11 protein-coding genes and 3 pseudogenes are annotated in these 18,651 nt (G+C 69.4%); 7 read left to right on the forward strand and 7 right to left on the reverse strand.

Annotation, left to right across the window (positions count from 1 at the left end; translation table 11 throughout):
• Window positions 1-12: 12 nt before the first annotated feature.
• The 5 genes from ACFY0P_RS47500 to ACFY0P_RS47520 all read right to left on the reverse strand — a co-directional run bounded on the left by ACFY0P_RS47500 (window position 13) and on the right by ACFY0P_RS47520 (window position 5,574).
• Window positions 13-1,617, reverse strand: a complete 1,605-nt coding sequence (locus ACFY0P_RS47500) for an MFS transporter (RefSeq protein WP_388928735.1) — start codon at window positions 1,615-1,617, stop codon at window positions 13-15.
• The gene (locus ACFY0P_RS47505; protein ID WP_388928736.1) at window positions 1,614-2,354 is read right to left on the reverse strand and encodes a YoaK family protein; all 741 of its coding nucleotides are present in this window, start codon (window positions 2,352-2,354) and stop codon (window positions 1,614-1,616) included. The genes ACFY0P_RS47500 and ACFY0P_RS47505 overlap by 4 nt, the downstream gene beginning before the upstream one ends.
• Window positions 2,335-2,859, reverse strand: coding sequence for a DoxX family protein (locus tag ACFY0P_RS47510; RefSeq protein WP_388928737.1), 525 nt, complete (start codon window positions 2,857-2,859; stop codon window positions 2,335-2,337). Before ACFY0P_RS47510 ends, ACFY0P_RS47505 begins: the two co-directional genes overlap by 20 nt.
• Window positions 2,860-2,898: 39 nt before the next feature.
• On the reverse strand, window positions 2,899-3,561 hold the full coding sequence (locus ACFY0P_RS47515; RefSeq protein ID WP_388928738.1) for a hydrolase: 663 nt from the start codon (window positions 3,559-3,561) through the stop codon (window positions 2,899-2,901).
• Between the two features lie 141 nt (window positions 3,562-3,702).
• Window positions 3,703-5,574 (reverse strand): amidohydrolase, encoded by a 1,872-nt coding sequence (locus ACFY0P_RS47520; RefSeq protein ID WP_388928758.1) that lies wholly within the window; start codon window positions 5,572-5,574, stop codon window positions 3,703-3,705.
• A 356-nt stretch (window positions 5,575-5,930) separates the two neighbouring features.
• Here ACFY0P_RS47520 and ACFY0P_RS47525 point away from each other — a divergent pair.
• Both ACFY0P_RS47525 and ACFY0P_RS47530 read left to right on the forward strand, forming a co-directional pair.
• Window positions 5,931-6,134, forward strand: a pseudogene (locus tag ACFY0P_RS47525) (esterase); the annotation flags it as partial.
• 1,019 nt (window positions 6,135-7,153) lie between these two features.
• On the forward strand, window positions 7,154-7,873 hold the full coding sequence (locus ACFY0P_RS47530) for a S1 family peptidase (protein WP_388928739.1): 720 nt from the start codon (window positions 7,154-7,156) through the stop codon (window positions 7,871-7,873).
• Window positions 7,874-8,317: 444 nt separating this feature from the next.
• Here the strand turns inward: ACFY0P_RS47530 and ACFY0P_RS47535 are convergent, their stop codons facing one another.
• The gene (locus ACFY0P_RS47535; protein ID WP_388928740.1) at window positions 8,318-8,515 is read right to left on the reverse strand and encodes a hypothetical protein; all 198 of its coding nucleotides are present in this window, start codon (window positions 8,513-8,515) and stop codon (window positions 8,318-8,320) included.
• 444 nt (window positions 8,516-8,959) lie between these two features.
• On the opposite strand from ACFY0P_RS47535, the gene ACFY0P_RS47540 reads away from it, so the two are divergent.
• The 5 genes and pseudogenes from ACFY0P_RS47540 to ACFY0P_RS47560 form a co-directional block, all read left to right on the forward strand.
• The gene (locus ACFY0P_RS47540; RefSeq protein ID WP_388928741.1) at window positions 8,960-9,673 is read left to right on the forward strand and encodes an alpha/beta hydrolase; all 714 of its coding nucleotides are present in this window, start codon (window positions 8,960-8,962) and stop codon (window positions 9,671-9,673) included.
• A 121-nt stretch (window positions 9,674-9,794) separates the two neighbouring features.
• Window positions 9,795-10,625 carry an alpha/beta fold hydrolase gene (locus ACFY0P_RS47545; protein ID WP_181803710.1) on the forward strand — a complete coding sequence of 277 codons (831 nt, stop codon included), beginning with the start codon at window positions 9,795-9,797 and terminating at the stop codon, window positions 10,623-10,625.
• Between the two features lie 584 nt (window positions 10,626-11,209).
• Window positions 11,210-11,359 (forward strand): annotated as a pseudogene (locus ACFY0P_RS47550) (transposase); the annotation flags it as partial.
• 28 nt (window positions 11,360-11,387) lie between these two features.
• The gene (locus tag ACFY0P_RS47555; RefSeq protein ID WP_388928742.1) at window positions 11,388-11,927 is read left to right on the forward strand and encodes a transposase; all 540 of its coding nucleotides are present in this window, start codon (window positions 11,388-11,390) and stop codon (window positions 11,925-11,927) included.
• A 28-nt stretch (window positions 11,928-11,955) separates the two neighbouring features.
• Window positions 11,956-12,093 (forward strand): annotated as a pseudogene (locus ACFY0P_RS47560) (3-oxoadipate enol-lactonase); the annotation flags it as partial.
• A 470-nt stretch (window positions 12,094-12,563) separates the two neighbouring features.
• Here ACFY0P_RS47560 and ACFY0P_RS47565 read toward each other — a convergent pair.
• Entirely contained in the window at window positions 12,564-18,491 is a 5,928-nt protein-coding gene (locus ACFY0P_RS47565; protein WP_388928743.1) for a LamG-like jellyroll fold domain-containing protein, read from the reverse strand.
• Window positions 18,492-18,651: the final 160 nt, after the last annotated feature.

Below are 18,651 nucleotides of genomic sequence, written 5' to 3' on the forward strand. Positions count from 1 at the left end.
AGACCTTGAGGCTCAGGGCCGTACCGCCGGTCCGCCCGAGGTGTCGAATGCATGGGTCACCTCGGGCGCGGTGCCCGGGGTGAGCAGCGCGCGAGCCTCCTCCTCGAACCGGCGGTCGGTCGCCGTGAGCCGCACGTGGTGCTGGGCCTGGTGCTCAGCCCAGGAGGAGACCAGGTAGTTCTCGACGAAGCGCTCGGGGTCGTGGCCGTCCTGGTAGAGGCCCCAGGACAGGGCCCCGGTACGGCGCCGGGAACGGGCCACCCGATGCATCCGGTCCGTGAACTCGGCCTGCCGCTGCGCCGGGACCCGGTAGACGACGGAGACCAGGACCGGGCCGTCGGCCTCCCCGGGCTCGAACACCAGGGGCGGCGCCGGCCAGTGGTCGGACGGCGCGGGGTTGATGCCCGCGGCGTCCCGCAGCGGCCACCGCTGGACGCTGGCCGCGCTCAGCAGCATCGCGCCGCCCGCGAGCAGCAGGCAGGCGCTCAGCCCGAGCCAGTCGGCCACCGCACCCCACAGGGGCGCCGCCAGTGCCTGTCCGCCCTGGAAGACCAGCAGGTACACGGCGAGTCCACGGGCCCTGACCCAGCCGGGCAACCGGGTCTGCACGGCCGCGTTGAGCGTGGACAGTACGGCGATCCAGGCCACGCCCGCGGGCAGCAGGGCGAGCGCCACCAGCCACGGCACATGCACCGTGGCCAGCACCGCGAGCACCGCGGCGAACACCAGGGCGCCGACCGCGAGGGTGCCGTTCGCGCCGAGCAGCCGACGGGCGCGGGGGAGCAGGAACGCCCCGCCCACCGCACCGGTCCCGACCGCGCCGAGGAGCAGTCCGTAGCCGCCCGAGCCGAGCCCTAGGGAACGGCTCGCGGTCAGCGGTAGCAGGGCCCACAGGGCGGCGCCCCCGGGGATGAACAGGAGCGTGCGCAACAGGATCCGGCGGACACCGGGCGCGTTCCAGACGTAGCGGCGGCCGGCGTACAGGGCGGCCAGCAACCCCTCGTTCCCGGCGGGCGGGACGGCGGCCGCGGCGGGGCGCCGCCACAGCAGCAGGACGGCCGCGATGCCCAGGTAGGACGCCGCGTTGAAGGCGAAGACCCAGCCCACACCGGCCGCCGCGACCACCGCGCCGCCCAGTGCCGGTCCGACGGCACGGGCCAGGTTCATGTTCACCGCGCCCAGCGCCGCCGCCTGGCCGAGCCGCTCCCGCTCCACCAGCTCCGGCTGGATCGCCTGCCAGGCCGGGCCCATCAGCGCGGTGCCGCAGCCCAGCAGGAAGGTCAGGAGCAGCAGGGCAGTCGGCGACAGCGCGTCCAGGAACGCGAGCACCGCCAGCGCCCCGGAGACCGCGAGCATCGCGAACTGCGCGGTCACCAGCACCGCCCGCCGGTCGAACCGGTCGGCGACCACCCCGGAGGGCAGCGCGAGCAGGACGACGGGCAGGCTGGACGCGGTTTGTACGAGGGTCACCAGCGCCGCGCTGTCCCCGACCAGCAGCCACTGGGCGCCGACCGTCTGCATCCAGCTGCCGATGTTGGAGACCAGCTGCGCGATCCACAGCGCCCGGAAGACACGTTCCGCGAGCGGCGCCCACGGGGAGTCGGCGGCGCTGCTCATGCGGCTCCCGACCGGGTCCAGGCGGGGTCGCCGCCTGCCAGGCGGTGCGTCGTCAGGGAGGTGACGAGCAGAAGCAGCAGGGCCAGGCCCAGGGTGAGCACCAGATGGCCGTGGAGCATGAGTTCGGTCCCGGCGAACGCGCCGAGCAGCATGGCCAGGATGGACAGGATCCGGCGGCCGGGCCGGGGCGCGGCGCCGCCCGCCGGACCGGAGTCCGCGGCCAGGCCCGTCAGCGTCAGCGTGAGCACGGTCGTGGTCATGTCCGGGACGCCGAGGCGCCGGGCGACCGCGTTCTGCAGGCCCATGGCGAGCCCGAGGAACACGATCAGCGTGTACTGCACCCCCGTGCCGACCCGGCCGCCGCCGACCGCGGCGGCCACCACCGTGACGGCGACCAGCACGGTCTGCACTGCCGTCGCCATCTTCAGCAGATTCCCGCGATGGGCGGCGAACCGGGTGCCCAGCCGTCCACCGGCCAGCGCCCCGACGAGGAACGCAGACAGGGCGACGACGGAGGCGAGCGCGGACAGGTTCGGGGCGCCCGCCAGCGCGAAGCCGAGGAACACCACGTTGCCGGTCATATTGGCGACGAAGACATGCCCGAGGGACAGATAACTCACCGCGTCCACCAGCCCGGTGACCACCGTCAGCGAAAGCAGCAGGGGCGGCAGCGGGCCGTGCCGGTCGTCCCTGGGCGGTACCAGCGTGTGGAGGGCGTCAGTCAACAGCCTGCGCACGGGGCGCTCCTTCCGGTGCGGTGGGGGTGCGGTGCAGCACCGCGCGGGTGAGCAGGCCGCTCGTGGGGCCGATCACGATCGCCGTGAGGACGAGCCACAGCGGCCACGGGGTGAGGCCCAGCGCGTGGTCGACGGACCACCGGCCGGGCCCGGTGAGGGCCAGGGCCACCGAGATGACCACGAGGACCAGTGGATACTCGTATCCGTCGTTCTGCACCCACAGGCCCTTGTGCCACTTGACCGTCCCGGCGACCGTCATCACGCCCATCGCGGCCATCGCCGCCAGCGGCGTGAGCAGCCCGGCGGCCAGGAACAGGCCGGCGCCGATCTGGCTGCCGCCCGCGACGACCGCGGTCAGCGGGCCCCCGCGGAAACCGTCGTGCCGGAACTCCTCCGTTCCACCCGACAAGCCCTTGCCCCCTAGGCGGAAGCTCACCTTCTGCACTCCGTGGCCGGCGATGAGGAGTCCCGCCAGCAGCCGGAGGACCAGCAGTCCAGCATCCATTTCTTCCTGCCTGTTCCTGGGTCGCTACCTGACGCCTGCTCAGCCGGCTGCGTGGGCGCCGATCATGGTCTGGGCGTAGACCAGGCCGAGGCCGTAGGTGCCGCCGTTCTCCTTGACCACGTTGGTGACCGCCTCGTACGTCTTCGTGCGGGCCCAGTCGCGCTGGAGCTCCAGGAGCACCTGGACCCAGGTCACCGGCACGGCGCCGCCCTGGACCATGCGCTGCACGGCGTGCTCGTGGGCCTGCGGGGTGACACCGCCGGACGCGTCGGCGACGACGTAGACCTCGTAGCCCTGAGCGATGGCGGAGAGCACCGGCAGGACCACGCACACCTCGGTCCACAGACCGGCTATGACGAGCTTCTCGCGGCCGGTCGCCTTGACGGCCTCGACGAACGCCCCGTCCTCCCAGGCGTTCATCGTGGTGCGGTCGATGATCTTCTGGCCGGGGAAGACGTCCGCGAGCTGCGGCATGATCGGGCCGGAGAAGGACTCGGCGGCGACCGTGCTGAGCACGACCGGCACGTCGAACGCCTTGGCGGCCTTGGCCAGACCCAGGGTGGAGTTGATGATCGCGGTGCGGTCGCCGCTGCCGGTGCCGAAGAACATCTGTGGCTGGTGGTCCACGAACAGCACGGCACAGTTGTCGGGGGTGAGGAGATCGGGGCTGGGGGCGGCGGTCACCTGGGCGATGTCGACCATGACGAAGAACCTTTCTCAGTGCACAAGGGTGGGATGGTGACCCGGCAGGAGGAGGTTCAAGTGCCCTTCTCCTTTCGGGAGTCCGGGAGTCCGGAGTCCGGGAGTCCGGAGTTCGGGCGTCCGTTCGGGAGTTCGGGAGTCTCAGAGGAAGCACGGGTCGGACGGCGTGGCGGCGCCGTCCGGGATCAGTCCGCGCCGGACCCGCCACGCCCGGTGCAGTTCGGACTCGGCGGCGGCCTCGCCCAGCGCCTCCGCCTGGCGTACGCCCGCCAGGCCGCGCGGGGCCGCCTGGTAGCCGCCGAAGTGCGCCACCGGGCTCCAGCCAGGGGTGATGGTCGGCAGCTCTTCGTCGAGGCCCTCGTACTCGCCTGCGGCGTAGACGATCCGGCCGCCGGTGACCGTCAGCAGCGACTCGATGTGGGCGATCTCCGGTTCGGGCACGGTGAAGTAGTCGTCGGAGAGGATTGCGAGGTCCGCGAAGAAGCCCGGGCGCAGAATGCCCTTGACTCCCTGCTCACCCGTCAACTCGGCGCCGGCCCGGGTGAACATGCGCAGGGCCGTCTGCCGGTCGACACGGTTGGACGGCGACCGGAGCACCAGGTCGCCGACGGTGCGGCCGCTGATCAGCCAGTGCAGGGCGACCCACGGGTTGTAGGTGGACACCCGGGTGGCGTCGGTGCCGGCGGCCACGGTCAGCCCACGGTCCAGCATCTCCCGGATCGGCGGGGCGTCGGCGGCGGCGCCGGGGCCGTAGCGGCGCAGGAAGGCCTCGCCCTGGAAGGACAGCCGGTTCTGCACGGACATCGCACCGCCGAGCGCGGACACGCGGTCGAGGCTCTCCGCCGACACGGTCTCCGCGTGGTCGAACAGCCACCGGTTCCCGGCCGGGAAGAGGCCCTCGGCGGCCAGCTTCTCGAAGACCGCGAGATCCCGGCGGATCGTCTCGTCGTACGTGGCGTGCAGCCGGAATCCCCAGCCGTTCTCCATGAGAAGACGCACCGCCTTCTCGAACTCTCGCTCGTAGCCCTCGTGTTCGGGACGCGGCTGGCTGAAGTTCTCGAAGTCGGCCGCAGCCCAGGTGAGGTTCTCGCCTGCACCGTTGAGGCGCAGCCACTCGTCGCCGTCGCCGTAGTCCGCCATCTCGATCCAGCGGGTGAGGTCGGCCACCTCCTGGCCTGCGGTCTGCGGGAAGAGGTGATAGGCGATGCGCAGCGACAGCTCACCGGCCTCGGCCAGCTCGATGACCGTGCTGTAGTTCTCGGGGAAGTTCTGGAAGCCGCCGGCCGCGTCGATCGCCGACGTCAGCCCGAACCGGTTCAGCTCGCGCAGGAAATGCCGGGTCGAGGACTTCCGGTGCTCCTCGTCCAGCACCGGTGCCTTGGCCAGCGTCGAGTAGAGGATGAGGGCGCTGGGCGCGGCCAGCAGCATGCCCGTCGGTTCCCCGTCCCGGCCGCGCACGATCTGGCCGCCCCTGGGGTCGGGGGTGTCCTTGTCGAGTCCGGCGGCCCGCACCGCCGCCCGGTTGAGGACGGCCGACCGGTACAGGTGCAGGACGAACACCGGCGTGTCCGGAGCGGCCGCGTTCAGCTCGGCGACGGTCGGCGATCGCCGCTCGGCGAACTGCTCGGCCGACCAGCCGCCCACCACCCGCACCCACTGGCCCTTCGGGGTACGCGCGGCCTGCTCGCGCAGCATCGCGAGGCCCTGCCGCAGCGTGGGCACGCCATCCCAGCGCAGCTCCAGCACGTAGTTGAGCCCGCCGCGAATCACGTGCAGATGGGCGTCGTTGAGCCCCGGGATCACCCGCCGCCCGAGCGCGTCCACGACCTTGGTGGCCGAACCGATCTGCGGGGCGACGTCCTTGTCGTCGCCGACGACCGTGACCACGCCGTCCCGGACGGCTATCGCCCCCGCATGTGGGCGGTTCGGGTCTCCGGTGTGGATTTTCGCGTTGCGGACGACGAGTTCTGCGGGATCGTCGACGGCCTGAGGAACCAGACCGCCGACCGGCATTGAGGACACGCTTGCGGGACCCCTTCCGGGATGGGAATTGCGCTGCCGGGGTCCGTGTTCGCTGTCGCATCAGAGGCGAACCGCGACCGCCGAGCCGTCACGCTAGGTCTGGTCCCAGCCGCGGTGTGTCTCGTGCGCGCACTCGCACCTGCCCCGCAGTGCACCGCTGCGCCGGTCTCGTAGTGCACCGACTCCGCGGTGCACCGCCGTGCCCGCCCCGCACTCCGTCCGCGTTGTGCGCTGCGGGGACGCCAGAAGTGCGCTCGGGGGCAACTGCGCGGCGTACAGCGCCCCTACGGTGGGCCGCAGCGGCGCCGGATGGCCCGGTGTGCCGCGCGCAATCCCAGGAGACTGGCATGTCCGAAGCCGTCATGCCCGTCACGCCGGTGCTCGAGCCCGCCGCGCAGGCTTTCGTCGAGGCCACGGCCAACCCGCCCTACCTCTTCGACCTGGCCCCCGCGCGCAAGGCCGTCGACGAGGTCCAGTCCGGCGAGATCGCCAAGCCGGCCGTCGACGAGGAGTGGATCACCGTCCAGGGCGGCCCCACCGGCCGGTCACGGTGAGCGTCGATGAAACGGATCAGCGCGGCGGTCGGGGGTCGAGTTCCGCTGCGAAAGAAGCAGCCGCGGCCCTGAGGATCTCGTTCGCCCGCCGCAGCTCGGAGTTCTCCCTTTCGGCTGCCGGATCCGCGCGGACTCGTCATGGGGGGCAGCAGCCTGGGCATCGTGCTTCTTCACCCAGTGCCGCAGGGCTTCGGGATGAATGCCGAAACAGGTCACCGACCCCATGGATGATCCCCGGCCGTCCCGGTCTTGCGTTGCTTGTCTGCGACCATCCGCGCCGCTGGCTCGATCCGCTCCGGTGGGTACTTCCGCTGGGCGGGCACAGGGCGCATTCTTCCGAGGATCAGCGCCCTGTACCGAACCCGGGGTCAAGGCCCATGGGCTGCTTGACCCTCTCGTGTGGAACAGATCGTCGCCCTTGGCCGCCCGGCGTGCGTCACTGCCGTAGGGGGAGGTCAGACGGAGTCGACCGGGCGGGACACCGTCGTCGGCGTCCCGCTTCTCAATCACCTGCCGTCCACGGGAATCGGTCCGCCGGAGTAGGTCCGCACGAGGACCTGCCGCAGCAGGTGCACGGCCCCGATCTCGCGGATCCACGTCCGAGTATCAGCAGCCCAGGCCGCCCGGCACAACATCGTGCGGTGATCAGGGACAGACAGGCACTCAGGTCCGCGGCGCACACCATCAGGCGCTCTCAACGACGGCCCGCTCGCCCCGCTGCTTCGAACTCCGTCGTCTGCCCGGTTTGCGGTAAGGCCGACCCGCCTCGTGGAGGGCGGCCGCCCACCCTGCCGGGACCGAGGGCTGTCGCCGAAGGACATCGAGTGCGCTGACAGGCACGTACCCGTGCGTCTTGGGGCCAACCGATCGCACCACACGCTTCTAGCCTTCCGGGGTTGGGCGCACACGACTTCACGGCCTCACGGCATGGCTGCGCGAGCGCCCCTCTTCATTTCCACCAGCGGTCGCCCCCCGGCGGCCGTGAGACCGATCGAAGCAACGAAAAAGGGACCCACATGCAGGTCAGACAGCGCCGGCTTGGCGTGATACTCACCCTGCTCGTCTTAGCCCTGGCAACGCCGTCATCGGCGTGGGCGATCCAGGGCGGCTCGGTGAGCAAGCACGGCCCCTGGGCCGTACGCGTGTACGCGGACGGTGAACCGTCGTGCACGGGGACGGTCGTCGCACCTGAGTGGGTGATCACTGCTGCCCACTGCGTCCGGTACGACAACTGGCGCATCACCTTCCGTGTCGGCAGCCTCGACCAGCGGCGTGGCACCGTCGTGAAGCGGATCAAGAACGCCACCGTGTTCACCCCCAGGGCCGACGTGGCACTGGTGAAGGTTCCCCGTCTCAGAGTTCAGCCGATCGAGCTGGGACGCAGCGGAGATGTGACGGTGGGTCACAGGGTGCGGGCCTACGGGTGGGGAGCCACCTGCGCCCCGCCGAAGTCCGAGTCCTCGTGCCAGTCCAACCTGCTGAAGCAAGCGGACCTCAAGGTCGTGGCGCATGCGGACCGGCGCTGCGAGCTCATGGTGGGAGTGGACGACTTCTGCTCACAGCGAGGAGACGGTCTCCCCGCCGGAGGCGACTCGGGCGGCCCGGCAACGGTGAAGAACCGCGCCGGTCATGAGGTGCTCGTTGGGGTCCTCTCCGGATCCGACCGGACGAGTGTCGCGTCCTTCGCGGATGTCACCCGCCTGCGTTCGTGGATCGTCTCGGTCACCCGCTCCTGACCGGCACCCGCAGCCGTCCACCGAGGCCGGGGTCCCCAACAGGCCCCGGCCGTCCGCGGCTTCGGGTGCGTCGTGGTTCGCGGCTTCGGGCCTGTAGTGGTCTGCGCGCACCCCGGTCGCGCTCGCGCAGGCCATGAGGAGGCCGTGGATTTCCGAGAGCCTTCCCGATATCCCTCGTTGTCGATCCAGACCTTGCCCGAGTAGCCGGCCCACCCCGGTGCGCTCAGCGCACCGCGCGGACGACCAGCGAGGCACGACGACCAAGTTCGCCTGGACGTCGTCGGCTCTGGAGCGGCCCCCGCGACTTCACCGCGAGCCCACGGCTCCCCCCCAGCATCAGGCCACCGCACCCTCGGGTTCCCCCGAAGCGCTTTCAGTTCTCGCGAACTCGCGGCGGTCTCGGGGTGCCGGTAAGAACGGCGTCATCAGCCGCAAACGGCGGAGCTACTGGGCCGACTTCGCGGGCCGGGACAGTTCGGGTGCGGCCGTCGCCTCCGCGAGGGCGACCCGGCCGCCCTCCGGTTCGGGCACGTACTTGTGGACCGTGTTCCTGCTGACGTCCAGAAGCTTCGCGATTGAGGTGACGGTGTTCTCCGGGCGAACGACCAGGCTGCGGGCGTGATGTACCTGCTGCGCCGTCATCGCCGGCGGGCGGTCCCTCCAGCGCATCGGCACGGTCGATCTGGACGGCGGAGGCACCGTCCTGCTGCACGACTACGAGTACGACTACGACTACGCACCCGCCTCCGGCGCCTGGCACTCGGCCCTGGGCGCCTCCCCGCCTCCGTGACGCCTGCGGGCCAGGGGGCTACGAGGTCGGCAGCCGGCGGGACCACGGACGGCTCGGCCCCGCCCCACATGCGGCCTTCCGTGGCCGGGTGACGGCGGCCCGCGGGTGGACGGACGCCCACCGCGCCGACCGCGGCGATCGCGGCTACGGTCAATGACGCGACGTTTTCGCGCATGCCGCGTGAGCGCTCTCGTGCCAGTCGTCGTGCGCTCAGAGGCAAGACGCCGCGGCATGACTCCGTATTTTCGAATTGACGAAAGGGGCTCACCGCCCACAGCTCACCCGAGGACCCCGCCATGACACAACCGACCGTCGTTCTCGTCCATGGAGCGTTCGCGGACGCCTCCTCGTACGCCCCCGTCACCAGCCGGTTGCTGAAGCGGGGGTTCAAGGTCGTCGTTCCTGGTGTGCCCAACCGCAGTCTGCTGGGCGACGCCGCCTACGTGGCGTCCCTCGTGCGCGGCGTCGGCGGCCCGGTGGTCCTCGTCGGTCACTCCTACGGCGGTGCCGTGATCACGGTGGCCGGGACAGAGGAGAACGTGAAGGCCCTGGTGTACCTCGCGGGGTACGCGCTGGAGGAGGGCGAGAGCCTCGGCGAACTCCAGGGCGGCTTCCCCGACTCGAAGCTGGGCGCCGCCCTCGTCCTCACGCCGTCGCCACTGGCGGACTACGACGAGAAGAACCCCGACGTCACCGTCGACGTGGAGAAGTTCCCCGAGGTCGTGGCCGCCGACGTGGACCCGGATCTCGCCGCCGTGCTGGCGTCGTCACAGCGCCCGCTGGCGGGTCTGGCGTTCGCCGAGAAGGCAACCGCCGCGGCCTGGAGGACCAAGCCCGCGTGGGCGGTTGTCTCCAGCTCCGACACCACCATCAATCCCGATGTGGAACGCTTCGGTTACCGCCGTGCCGGAATCGACTTCGTGGAGATCGACGCCTCGCACATGGTCATGCTCTCGCACCCCGACGAGGTCGTGGACATCATCCTGCAGGCCGTCGAAGCAACCAAGTAAAGCTCCAGGCGGCTCGTGCGGGGGCCACCCGGGAGCCGTCTGACGGGCGAGAACGTACTCGCACAGGCCCGACAACGGGTCGAAGCACAACCGAACATCCGAACAAGCAGAGGAACCAGCAATGAGCACAGTCACCACGCCGGACGGCACCGTCATCTTCTACAAGGACTGGGGCCCGCGGGACGCCCAGCCGATCGTCTTCCACCACGGCTGGCCGCTCAGCTCGGACGACTGGGACGCCCAGTTGCTGTTCTTCCTCTCCAAGGGCTACCGCGTCATCGCCCACGACCGCCGCGGGCACGGGCGCTCCAGCCAGCCCGCGACCGGCCACGAGATGGACACCTACGTCGCCGACGTCAACGTGCTGACCGACGCCCTGGACCTGCAGGGTGCGGTGCACGTCGGGCACTCCACCGGCGGTGGTGAGGTCGCGCGCTACGTGGCGCAGGCCAAGCCCGGCCGGGTCGCCAAGGCGGTACTCGTCGCGGCCGTCCCCCCGGTCATGGTGAAGAAGGACAGCAACCCCGAAGGCACCCCGATCGAGGTCTTCGACGGCTTCCGTGCGGCGGTCGCCGCCAACCGGGCCCAGTTCTTCATCGATGTCCCGGCCGGACCTTTCTACGGCTTCAACCGGCCCGGCGCCGAGGTGTCCCAGGGACTCATCGACCGGTGGTGGTGGCAGGGCATGATGGGCGCGACGAACGCCCACTACGAATGCATCAAGGCTTTCTCGGAGACCGACTTCACCGAGGACCTGAAGAAGATCGACGTCCCCGTCCTCGTGATGCACGGGACCGACGACCAGGTCGTGCCGTACGCCGACTCGGCCCCGAAGTCCGTTGAGCTGCTCAAGAACGGCACGCTCAAGAGCTACGAGGGCTACCCCCACGGCATGCTGTCGACGCACCCCGAGGTCCTCAACGCCGACATCCTCGCCTTCGTGGAGGGTTAAGGCGACCGCCCGCCTCTGCCGGGCGACAGCGACAACCTGATCAGCGACACGCCGTCCCCCGGTGACGCCCGTGCGGGCCGTTGCCGGGGGACAGCGGCGTTCGTGGTGGCGGCCGCTCGCCTCAGGCCGCCAGCTTGTCCGCATCCGCGACACTGCAGAACGGAAGTCCAGGTGCCCGCGGATCTGCGCACGGTGGTGTTCGACCGTCCGACCGCTCCACTCATACGCGTCCAGCTCGGACGCGGGCACCTGTACGTGCCGGGCAACGAACTCCACCGCCTCGCCCGGCAGCTTGAACCGGCCCCGGGGAAACCGGCCGTACTGCGTATGGAACCGGTCGTGTTATGACCTCGAACTCCCTTCCTGACGCCTGAGAGCCGATCGAGAACGGGGAGACCTTCGAAGCCCCGCAGTACCTCGCCGACGCCATCCGCGGCGTCGTGGCGGACACCTCGGCTATGCCAAGGACAACTGCATTGATTCCAGCGGCGCTCCAGCCCCCTGCCGTCGAAGGTGACGCTGCCGGACATCCCGCTGGGCGCGTCGGTGCCGAAGGAGGCGCTGCCGGTCGGGGTGAGCGGGTTCAGACCCTGGGCTGGACCGTCCCCAAGGTCCGCGATCCGCACACGGCCGACCTGTGGGCGTGGCTGATCATCGCTGCCCACACCCAGCTCCGTCTCGCCCGGCCCCTCGCCGAGGACCTCCGCCGACCCTGGGAACGGCCCGCCGAGCCGGGAGGCCGAGGCCGTTTGGGAGCGGTTCGTGATCGCCCGTAAGACGGTGGGCGAGGTTCTGGCGGAGCCTCGCGGTGGCGAGTCCCGCGAAGATGATGGGGGAGATGAGGACGCCGTGGCCCAGGCCACTCGCGTCACCCTGAGCCTGCCGGCCCAGCGCATCGAGCAGCTCACCGCACAGATCGATGAGCTCAATCAGCGCCTGACCCGGCTCGTCGAACGCCACGCCCCGCAACTGCTCGTACCGGTGGGCATCGGCCCGGACAGCGTCGTCACGCTCCTGATCACCATGGGAGACAACCCGGAACGGCTGGACAGCGGGGCGTCGTTCGCCGCGTTGTGCGGTGTCAGCCCTGTCGAGCGTTCCTCGGGACGTCGGCGGTTCCGTCGCCTCAACCGCGGCGGCGACCGGCAGGCCAACGCCGCGCTCCACCGCATCGTGTCACCCACCTGCGGGTCGACCCACGTACCCAGGACTACTACGAACGCCGGATCAAGGAGGGCAAGACCCGACGCGAGATCGTGCGATGCCTCGAACGCAATGCCGCCCGAGAGGGCGTTCACCTGATCCGGCCCGTCCCTTCACACCCCCCGTCATGGGGGCGGCCGTGAGATGTGGGAGCGTGAGTCGGGTGAGTGAGAGTACGTCCTACACCCTGCAATACCGCTTTGACGGGCCGGAAGAGGCCCCCGTACTGGTCCTGGGCCCGTCGCTGGGCACCACCTGGCACATGTCGTAGAAGGCGTCCAGGGGCGCCCATCCAGTCCTGTGCGGGCACATATGTCTAGGTTCGAGATCCTGTGCCGAGAGGGTGTCCACGGGGTTTGTGACTCGCCCGTGACAGCTGGCAGTGTGACGAAGCCCCCGTCGGCTGGTTGTGTTTTGGTCCGGCTCGGCGGCATGGCTGGCGCGATGGTGGATGTGGCGCGCGCTGAGCCGACGTACTGGATGCGGGCCTCTTCTGCGGCGGCTTTCCGGTGGACGCGCCTGTGGTGTGCCGCTTCGATTTCGGCAATGCGCCTTTGCTCGGAGGTTGCGCTGGCGGGCGTGATCTCCTGGGTGGTCTCCGCAGGCCGGTCTTCGGCGGAGTGTTCGACGGTGTCGGTCCGTTCGCCGACTGGGTGTGGCTGGCCGCCGCCGCTGACGTGGGCGGGCCCGCGCCGCTCCGGACAGAGTCGGCGAGGGCCCTGGATCGGCGATGGGTCAGTGCAGTGCGCTGACTTCGGTCGCCGAAAGTGTGCGTGGGTAGACGTGGACGTCGGCGACGGAGCCGGGGAAGGCCAGATAGGGGGTGGTGGCGGAGGCGCTGTTGATGCAGCCGCCGATGGTGAGGGGCATGGCGGAGTCGTACTGGGGGCTGAGGTTGGTGGCGGTCCCGATGAGGGTGCCGTTCTGGTAGAGGGCCATGTTGCCGGTGGTGGAGCTTCCCGGGACTGGTGCCCGGAAGGTGGCGACGAGGTGGGTCCAGGTGCCGGTGGGACCGCTGTTGGGGTCTCCTTCTGCGGTGGGGAAGTCGGAGTTCTCGTCGTTGGTGGTGGTGGTCTGGAACATCCAGGCGGCGCTGGGTTTGTCGTAGGAGAGGTAGAAGGACTGGTGCTGGGTGGTGCCTTGGCAGACGGCGGTGGTGCCGAGGGCTGAGTTGATCTTCACCCAGGCCGAGACGGTGTAGTCGCCGAGAGTGTTGACCGCGCTCTGCTTGCTCTTGAGGAAGCCGGTGCTGCCGTCGAAGGCGACGCTGCCGGACATCCCGCTGGGCGCGTTGGTGCCGAAGGAGGCGCTGCCGGTCGGGGTGAGGGGGTTGAGGGAGGCGGTGTCGGTGCCGTTGGCGGCGAGTTTCCAGTCGTCCTCGGGCATGCCGTTCTGCCAGCCGCTGGGCACGATCACGCTGCTTGCGTCGGCGTCGCTGGCCGGCATGGCGTAGGGGTAGACCTGGACGTCCGAGACGGAGCCGGGGAAGGCGTTGTACGGGGAGGTCGCGGCGGGGTCGTTGATGCAACCGCCGATGGTCAGGGGCATGGAGGAGTCGTACTGCGGGGTGAGGTTGGTGGCGGTCCCCATGAGGGTGCCGTTCTGGTAGATGGACATGACGCCGGTGCTGTCGTCGCCGTCGACGGGTGCGGTGTAGGTGACCAGGAGGTGGGTCCAGGTGCCCAGGGCTCCGGTGCCGGCGTCTCCTTCCGCGGTGGGGAAGTCGGAGGTGTCGTCGTTGGTGGTCGTGGTCTGGAACATCCAGCCTTGGTTGCCGCGGTCGTAGCCGAGGTAGAACGCCTGGTGCTGGCTGGTGCCCTCGCAGATGGCGGTGGCGGGGCCGGTTGCCGAGTCGAGCTTCACCCACGCGGAGATGGTGTAGTCGGCGAGGGTGTTGATGGCGGTGTGATCGCTCTCCAGGAAGCCGGTGCTGCCGTCGAAGGAGGTGGCGGCGGCTGGGGCGTTGACCGCGTCGGGTCCCGCAGCGTTGGAGGTCGCGCCGCCGACCGCGGTGAACGGGTTGTCGCCGCGCTGGTCGGTGCCGTCGGCGGCCAGCTCCCACTCGTTGTCGGGGGTGTCGCTGCCGGTGGCGACGGGGACGATCAGGTTCGGAGCGATGTCGATTGTGTCACGGTTGTTCGTGTCGCGGAGGTAGCGGGCGGCCAAGTCGTCGTAGTAGGTGCTGGAAGGGCTGCCGTTGGACAAGTCGGCGGCTTTGACGGTGGAGGACGTTGCCGTGCCGTCCGTGGAGACCGCCGCGGCGAAGTCGATGACCTGGTACGAGAAGAGGCCGGGTAGATCGGTGTTGACCTGTTCCCGTGCGGCTTCCTGCGTCGCTGTGCCTGGGTGGGCGGCGGTGAATGGCGGGATGGTGGTGATGTAGACGGTGATGTTGGAGTTCTCCGTCACCGGTTGTTGGCCGTCGTGGGGCTGCCCGTCGTCGGTGTAGTACGAGATGAGCTGGCTGTTGAGCGACTGCAGGCCGTTCTCGACGCTGGTGGCGCAGGTGTCGGCGGTACCGGTGCAGTTGAGCAGGTCGGTGGCGCCGGTGGAGACGAGGACGGTGCGCACGTTGCCTTGGGCCAGGACGTTGCGGTCCAGGGGATTGAGCGCGTTCCTCGGGGTGGCGCTGTAGGCGATCTGCGGCAACTGGTTGTTGTTCAGACTGGTGCTGTTGGTGCCCGCGTTGAGTACGCCGTAGTCGACGGAATTGTCGCCGTTAGTGTCGTTGACCAAAGCGTTGGTTATGGCGTCGCTGAGGTGGTACGGGCTGTTGCTGGTGCCTGCGGTGTCACCGTTGATGTTCTGGTCCCCGTAGAGAACCACCGAGCCGGTGGGAGCCGAGGCGGGGGTGGTGACGTCGATTCCGGTCAGGTAGGGCAGGCCGGTGTAGGTCGTCTGCGTGTAGTTCGCGGCCGTGGCGTCGAGCGTCCGGTTGGCCGCGTCGTTGCTGATCCACACGGGTGTCCGCGCCGTGGCGTGCCCGGGCAACGCGATGACTGAGCCGTGTACCTGGAGGCTGACCAGTACGGTTCCCTGCTGTGCGACGGACAGGGTCACGGGGTCGCTGGTGGCGTCGGCGCCTGCGGGGATGGTGACGGAGGTGAGGCCGCCGAAGGCGAGCGCCGTGGGCCCCGCGGCCGTCGTGGTGGCGCCGCCGGCGGTGGTGTCCTGCAGGGCGACGGAGGCTGCGTCGAAGGTCACGGGTGAGGTGCCCAGGGCGTTGGACAAATGGATACGCACTTTGTTGCCGGTCTCGGTGCCGATGCTGACGTGTGCTGGGATACGCAGCGTCTGCCCGTTGGCGATGGCCGTAGTGCCGCCGGATTGCTGAACTTTGGCGGTGTCCTGGACTGAGGACCAGGTGCCGACCCAGTGCTGGGCGCTGGTTCCACTGCCGGTGAAGGCCGTCGGTCGTATGCCCATCCCGAGGATGTGCAGGGCCGGCTGGTTCTGCTGGACGCCGTTGGTGAACAGCGGCAGGGAGATGCTGCTGATGACCGAGCCCGGGCACTGCAGCGGGACGCTGATGGCGTAGATCTTGGGGCCGGGAACCGGGCTGGTCTGGGTGTTGTTGCGGTGGTTCTCGTGGACCAGCGTGACTGCGGCAGCGGAGGCGGGGCCGCTGAGCCAGTCGGGCACAGTGTCCAGCTGGTAGGGCTGGATGGGGTCGCCGCCTGGACGGCAGTTGTCCTTGGCGTAGGTGATGGTGCCGTTGGTGCCCGTGGCGGCGCCGCCGGTGGCGAAGGCGAGGAAGACCAGGGCGTCACCGGTGTTCACTGTACCGCTGTCCGGCAGGGTGACGGTCTGGCCGGAGGCCAGCATGTTGTCGTAGGTGCCGGTGCCGAACTTCGGCAGGGTGATGGTGGCGCCGTCGACGGTCACTGTCTTGCCACTCAGCCAGCCCGAGGTGCTTGTCAGGTCGGCGGAGTTGATGCTGTTGCCGGATCCGTCCGCGTCGGCCTGGCTGGTCGTCGTGCTGAAGGTACTGGTCGCGGTGTTGTTCAGGCAGCTGCTGGTGTCGTTGATCGCGCAGGTCAGGGCCGGGGCGAGCCGCAGCACGTCGATGCCCGCCTGGAACCCGGCCGACTTGGAGTTGTTGCCGGTCAGGGTGAGGGTCAGAGTGTGTACACCCTGTTTGAGAGTGAGCAGTTGTCCGTTGGCGTCCTTGGGCATGTCGAGGTCGACGAAGTGGGTGGTGGTGTAGGAGCTGTAGGCGTCGTAGTCGCTGAGCAGCGTTGCCTGGGTGCTCTTGCCCGCGTCCAGGACCAGCCGGTAGATGCCGTAGTCCTTGGCCTTGGTCAGGTTGGCCCCGAAGCTCCAAGGGCCGTCCTTGGGGACGTCGAAGCTGAAGGTGGCGCTGTCACCGGAGACGACCTTCGAGGTGGTTGACTTGTTAGCGAGCCAGGCTTGGTAGCCGTCGGCGAACTCGTAGCCGCTGCCGGCGGCCTGGCTGATCAGCTGCCCGCCCTTGGTGGTCGTGGTCGCCTTGGGCACAGCAGTCGTCGTGCCGTCGGTGTTGGTCGCGGTCCACCCGGTGATCATCTTGTCGCCGTAGGCGTAGGTCGGGGTGCTTGTGCCGGCGTAGAACTTGTAGGTCGCCTGGACGGACGTCGAGCCGGCCTGATCCACCGCCTTGGCGTACAGCTTGTGAGGACCTGTGGTGCCAGGGGCGAAGGCGGGGGAGGCACTGCCGTTGACGACCGACGTTCCGGTACCGGGCCCGTTGTCCGATGTGACGTAGTACGCCTGCCCCGACGTGATCTTGGTCGTGGAGTTCAACTTCGTGACGTTGCTGCTGCTGTAGACAGTGTTGCCGAGTGTGGCGTCCAGAGCGAACAGGTATCCGGTGATGTTGTTGGTGTGGTTGTTGCCGAGTGTGAAGGTGCCCTTGTCGCCGAAGGCGGCACCGATCTGCCCGGCCGGGAACTGGCTGGAAGTGATGGTGGGCATGGGCGGCGCGGTCGTGTCCACGGTGAAGGTCTGGATCTTGGTCCAGATGCCTGATCCGGTGCCGGCCCAGTAGCCCGCGGCGTTCTGAGCGGTGGCCTTCCAGGTGTAGGTACCGTCGGGCAGGCTCGGGGTGGTCCAGTCGCTGCCGTTGGTGTTGTATCGGGCGCGCTTCTTGGAGTCGGTGCTGGGGCCGAAGCCCTGGTGGATCAGGGTGCCGGAGGAGTTGTAGATGTTGTACTCGATGCGCACCAGCTCGCTGCCCCCGGCCAGGTCCGGGTCGACCGCGCGGGCGGAGAGTGTCGGAGTGTGGGTAGTGGTCATCGTCTTGCCCAGGTTCACCGTGGACGGCTTGATGGCGGGGGTGCCAGTGCCGTTCTTGAGCTTGGGCCGGTAGCTGTAGGTGACCGACATGGTGGCTCCGCCGCCGTAGGCGAGTTGCTTCCACTGGGAGGCGTCGTTCATGTTGGGTGACTGGACCATCAGCGTCATGCTGCTCCAGCTGCCGGCTGCTGCGCTCTGGGCCCGGGAGGTCACGTCGAATTCGAGTGAGGGCGGGCTGACCCAGGAGTTGGCACCGTCGGTGACCGGGCAGGTACCGGCCTCGTGGCTGACCGGGTTGGTCTTGCCGAGTGCATCGGTGCGCACGGTGGGTTCGTGGCCCCAGTACAGCGACGAGGAGCTCCATCCTTCGGGGCGGTCGGTGCCGTAGACGGCGGCGGGGGTGTCGGAGCAGGAGGCGGCGGAGAGCTGCTTCACGTACAGGGAGGCGTGGCTGACCACGGCGCCTTTGATGCCGCTGGTGTTGATCTGGTAGTAGGTCCGGGCGCGTTCACCGTTGCTGGGGGGGTACTTGTCCCATCCCTCACGGGCGTTGGTGGCGCCTGTGGTGGACGTCGAGTTGTAGACGTTCCACCCGTTGTCGGAGATCCGGGCCCAGTCCAGCTGGGAGGGCCTGCCACTCCACTCCGGGTCCACGTAGACGGGGTAGACGGTGCTCTTGGAGGAGAGCAACTTCTCATCCGGTGAAAGCAGTTGCCGACCGGGTTTCAGGTGCACTCGGACCTGGGAGCGGTGGGCACCGACGTTGCCCGACGCCCGGTGCTCGGCTCGTGCCGACGAAACGGTCTTGGTGTGTGCCAGGGGGGCGTGCGCGGCTTTCTTCCCTGCGCTGTCCCACATCAGCGCGGTGTCGCTGTGGAATACGGTCTCGCTCGTGTGCTTGTCCGTGGCCTGCACACCACCGTTGGGGGTGGTGGAGAGCTTGAGGCCGGACGAGGCCGTGTTGAGTGTGAGGCTTTTCAAGCGGGGATCGGCTGCGGCCTTGGGGGTCTTGACCACCAGGATCGAAGAGTATCCGGAGGCGTCCGCGGTCAGTTGGAGGTCGACCTGTGGCAGCACGTCCGGGTAGGTGGCGGTGTCACCGGAGACCACTGGTCTGGGGAGGGCGGTCGGCCAGGAGAAGCCCAGCCTGTCGGCCCCGCTGCGCAAGGTGACCAGTGCACCCGAGCCGCCACCGGAAAACGTCACATCCGTGACGGCGGCTTTGGGGCCCCAGGTCCCGTTGGCGTGCTGTACCAGGGTGGTGTCGATAGGGACCCATTTCCCCTGCTGCAGGGTGCGCTGGGGCATGGATGAGTCGGTCCGGGTGAAGGTGCCGTCCGGGTTGGCCACCACCTGCGTACCGGTGCCCGTGAGCGCGTCGATGGTCACCGGCTGGCCAGTCGCCTTCGCCTGCGCGGACGCCCACTCTGTTGCATTGAGGCTGCGGGCGGCGGATGGCGAGTCGTCGCGCTGCGAGGCGGTCTTGGACGAGGAGCTAGGCGCATCCAGCGGCGCGGCATGGACGGGTGTGGTGGCGGCCAGTGACCCG

The organism is Streptomyces sp. NPDC001714 (genome assembly GCF_042892755.1).
Classification (GTDB): domain Bacteria; phylum Actinomycetota; class Actinomycetes; order Streptomycetales; family Streptomycetaceae; genus Streptomyces.

Excerpts from the sequence above, each read along its gene's own strand:
- ACFY0P_RS47500 (WP_388928735.1), bottom strand. The coding sequence starts at position 1,617 with ATGAGCAGCGCCGCCGACTCCCCGTGGGCGCCGCTCGCGGAACGTGTC.
- ACFY0P_RS47510 (WP_388928737.1), bottom strand. The coding sequence starts at position 2,859 with ATGGATGCTGGACTGCTGGTCCTCCGGCTGCTGGCGGGACTCCTCATC.
- ACFY0P_RS47515 (WP_388928738.1), bottom strand. The coding sequence starts at position 3,561 with ATGGTCGACATCGCCCAGGTGACCGCCGCCCCCAGCCCCGATCTCCTC.
- ACFY0P_RS47520 (WP_388928758.1), bottom strand. The coding sequence starts at position 5,574 with ATGCCGGTCGGCGGTCTGGTTCCTCAGGCCGTCGACGATCCCGCAGAA.
- ACFY0P_RS47530 (WP_388928739.1), top strand. The coding sequence starts at position 7,154 with ATGCAGGTCAGACAGCGCCGGCTTGGCGTGATACTCACCCTGCTCGTC.
- ACFY0P_RS47535 (WP_388928740.1), bottom strand. The coding sequence starts at position 8,515 with ATGACGGCGCAGCAGGTACATCACGCCCGCAGCCTGGTCGTTCGCCCG.
- ACFY0P_RS47540 (WP_388928741.1), top strand. The coding sequence starts at position 8,960 with ATGACACAACCGACCGTCGTTCTCGTCCATGGAGCGTTCGCGGACGCC.
- ACFY0P_RS47545 (WP_181803710.1), top strand. The coding sequence starts at position 9,795 with ATGAGCACAGTCACCACGCCGGACGGCACCGTCATCTTCTACAAGGAC.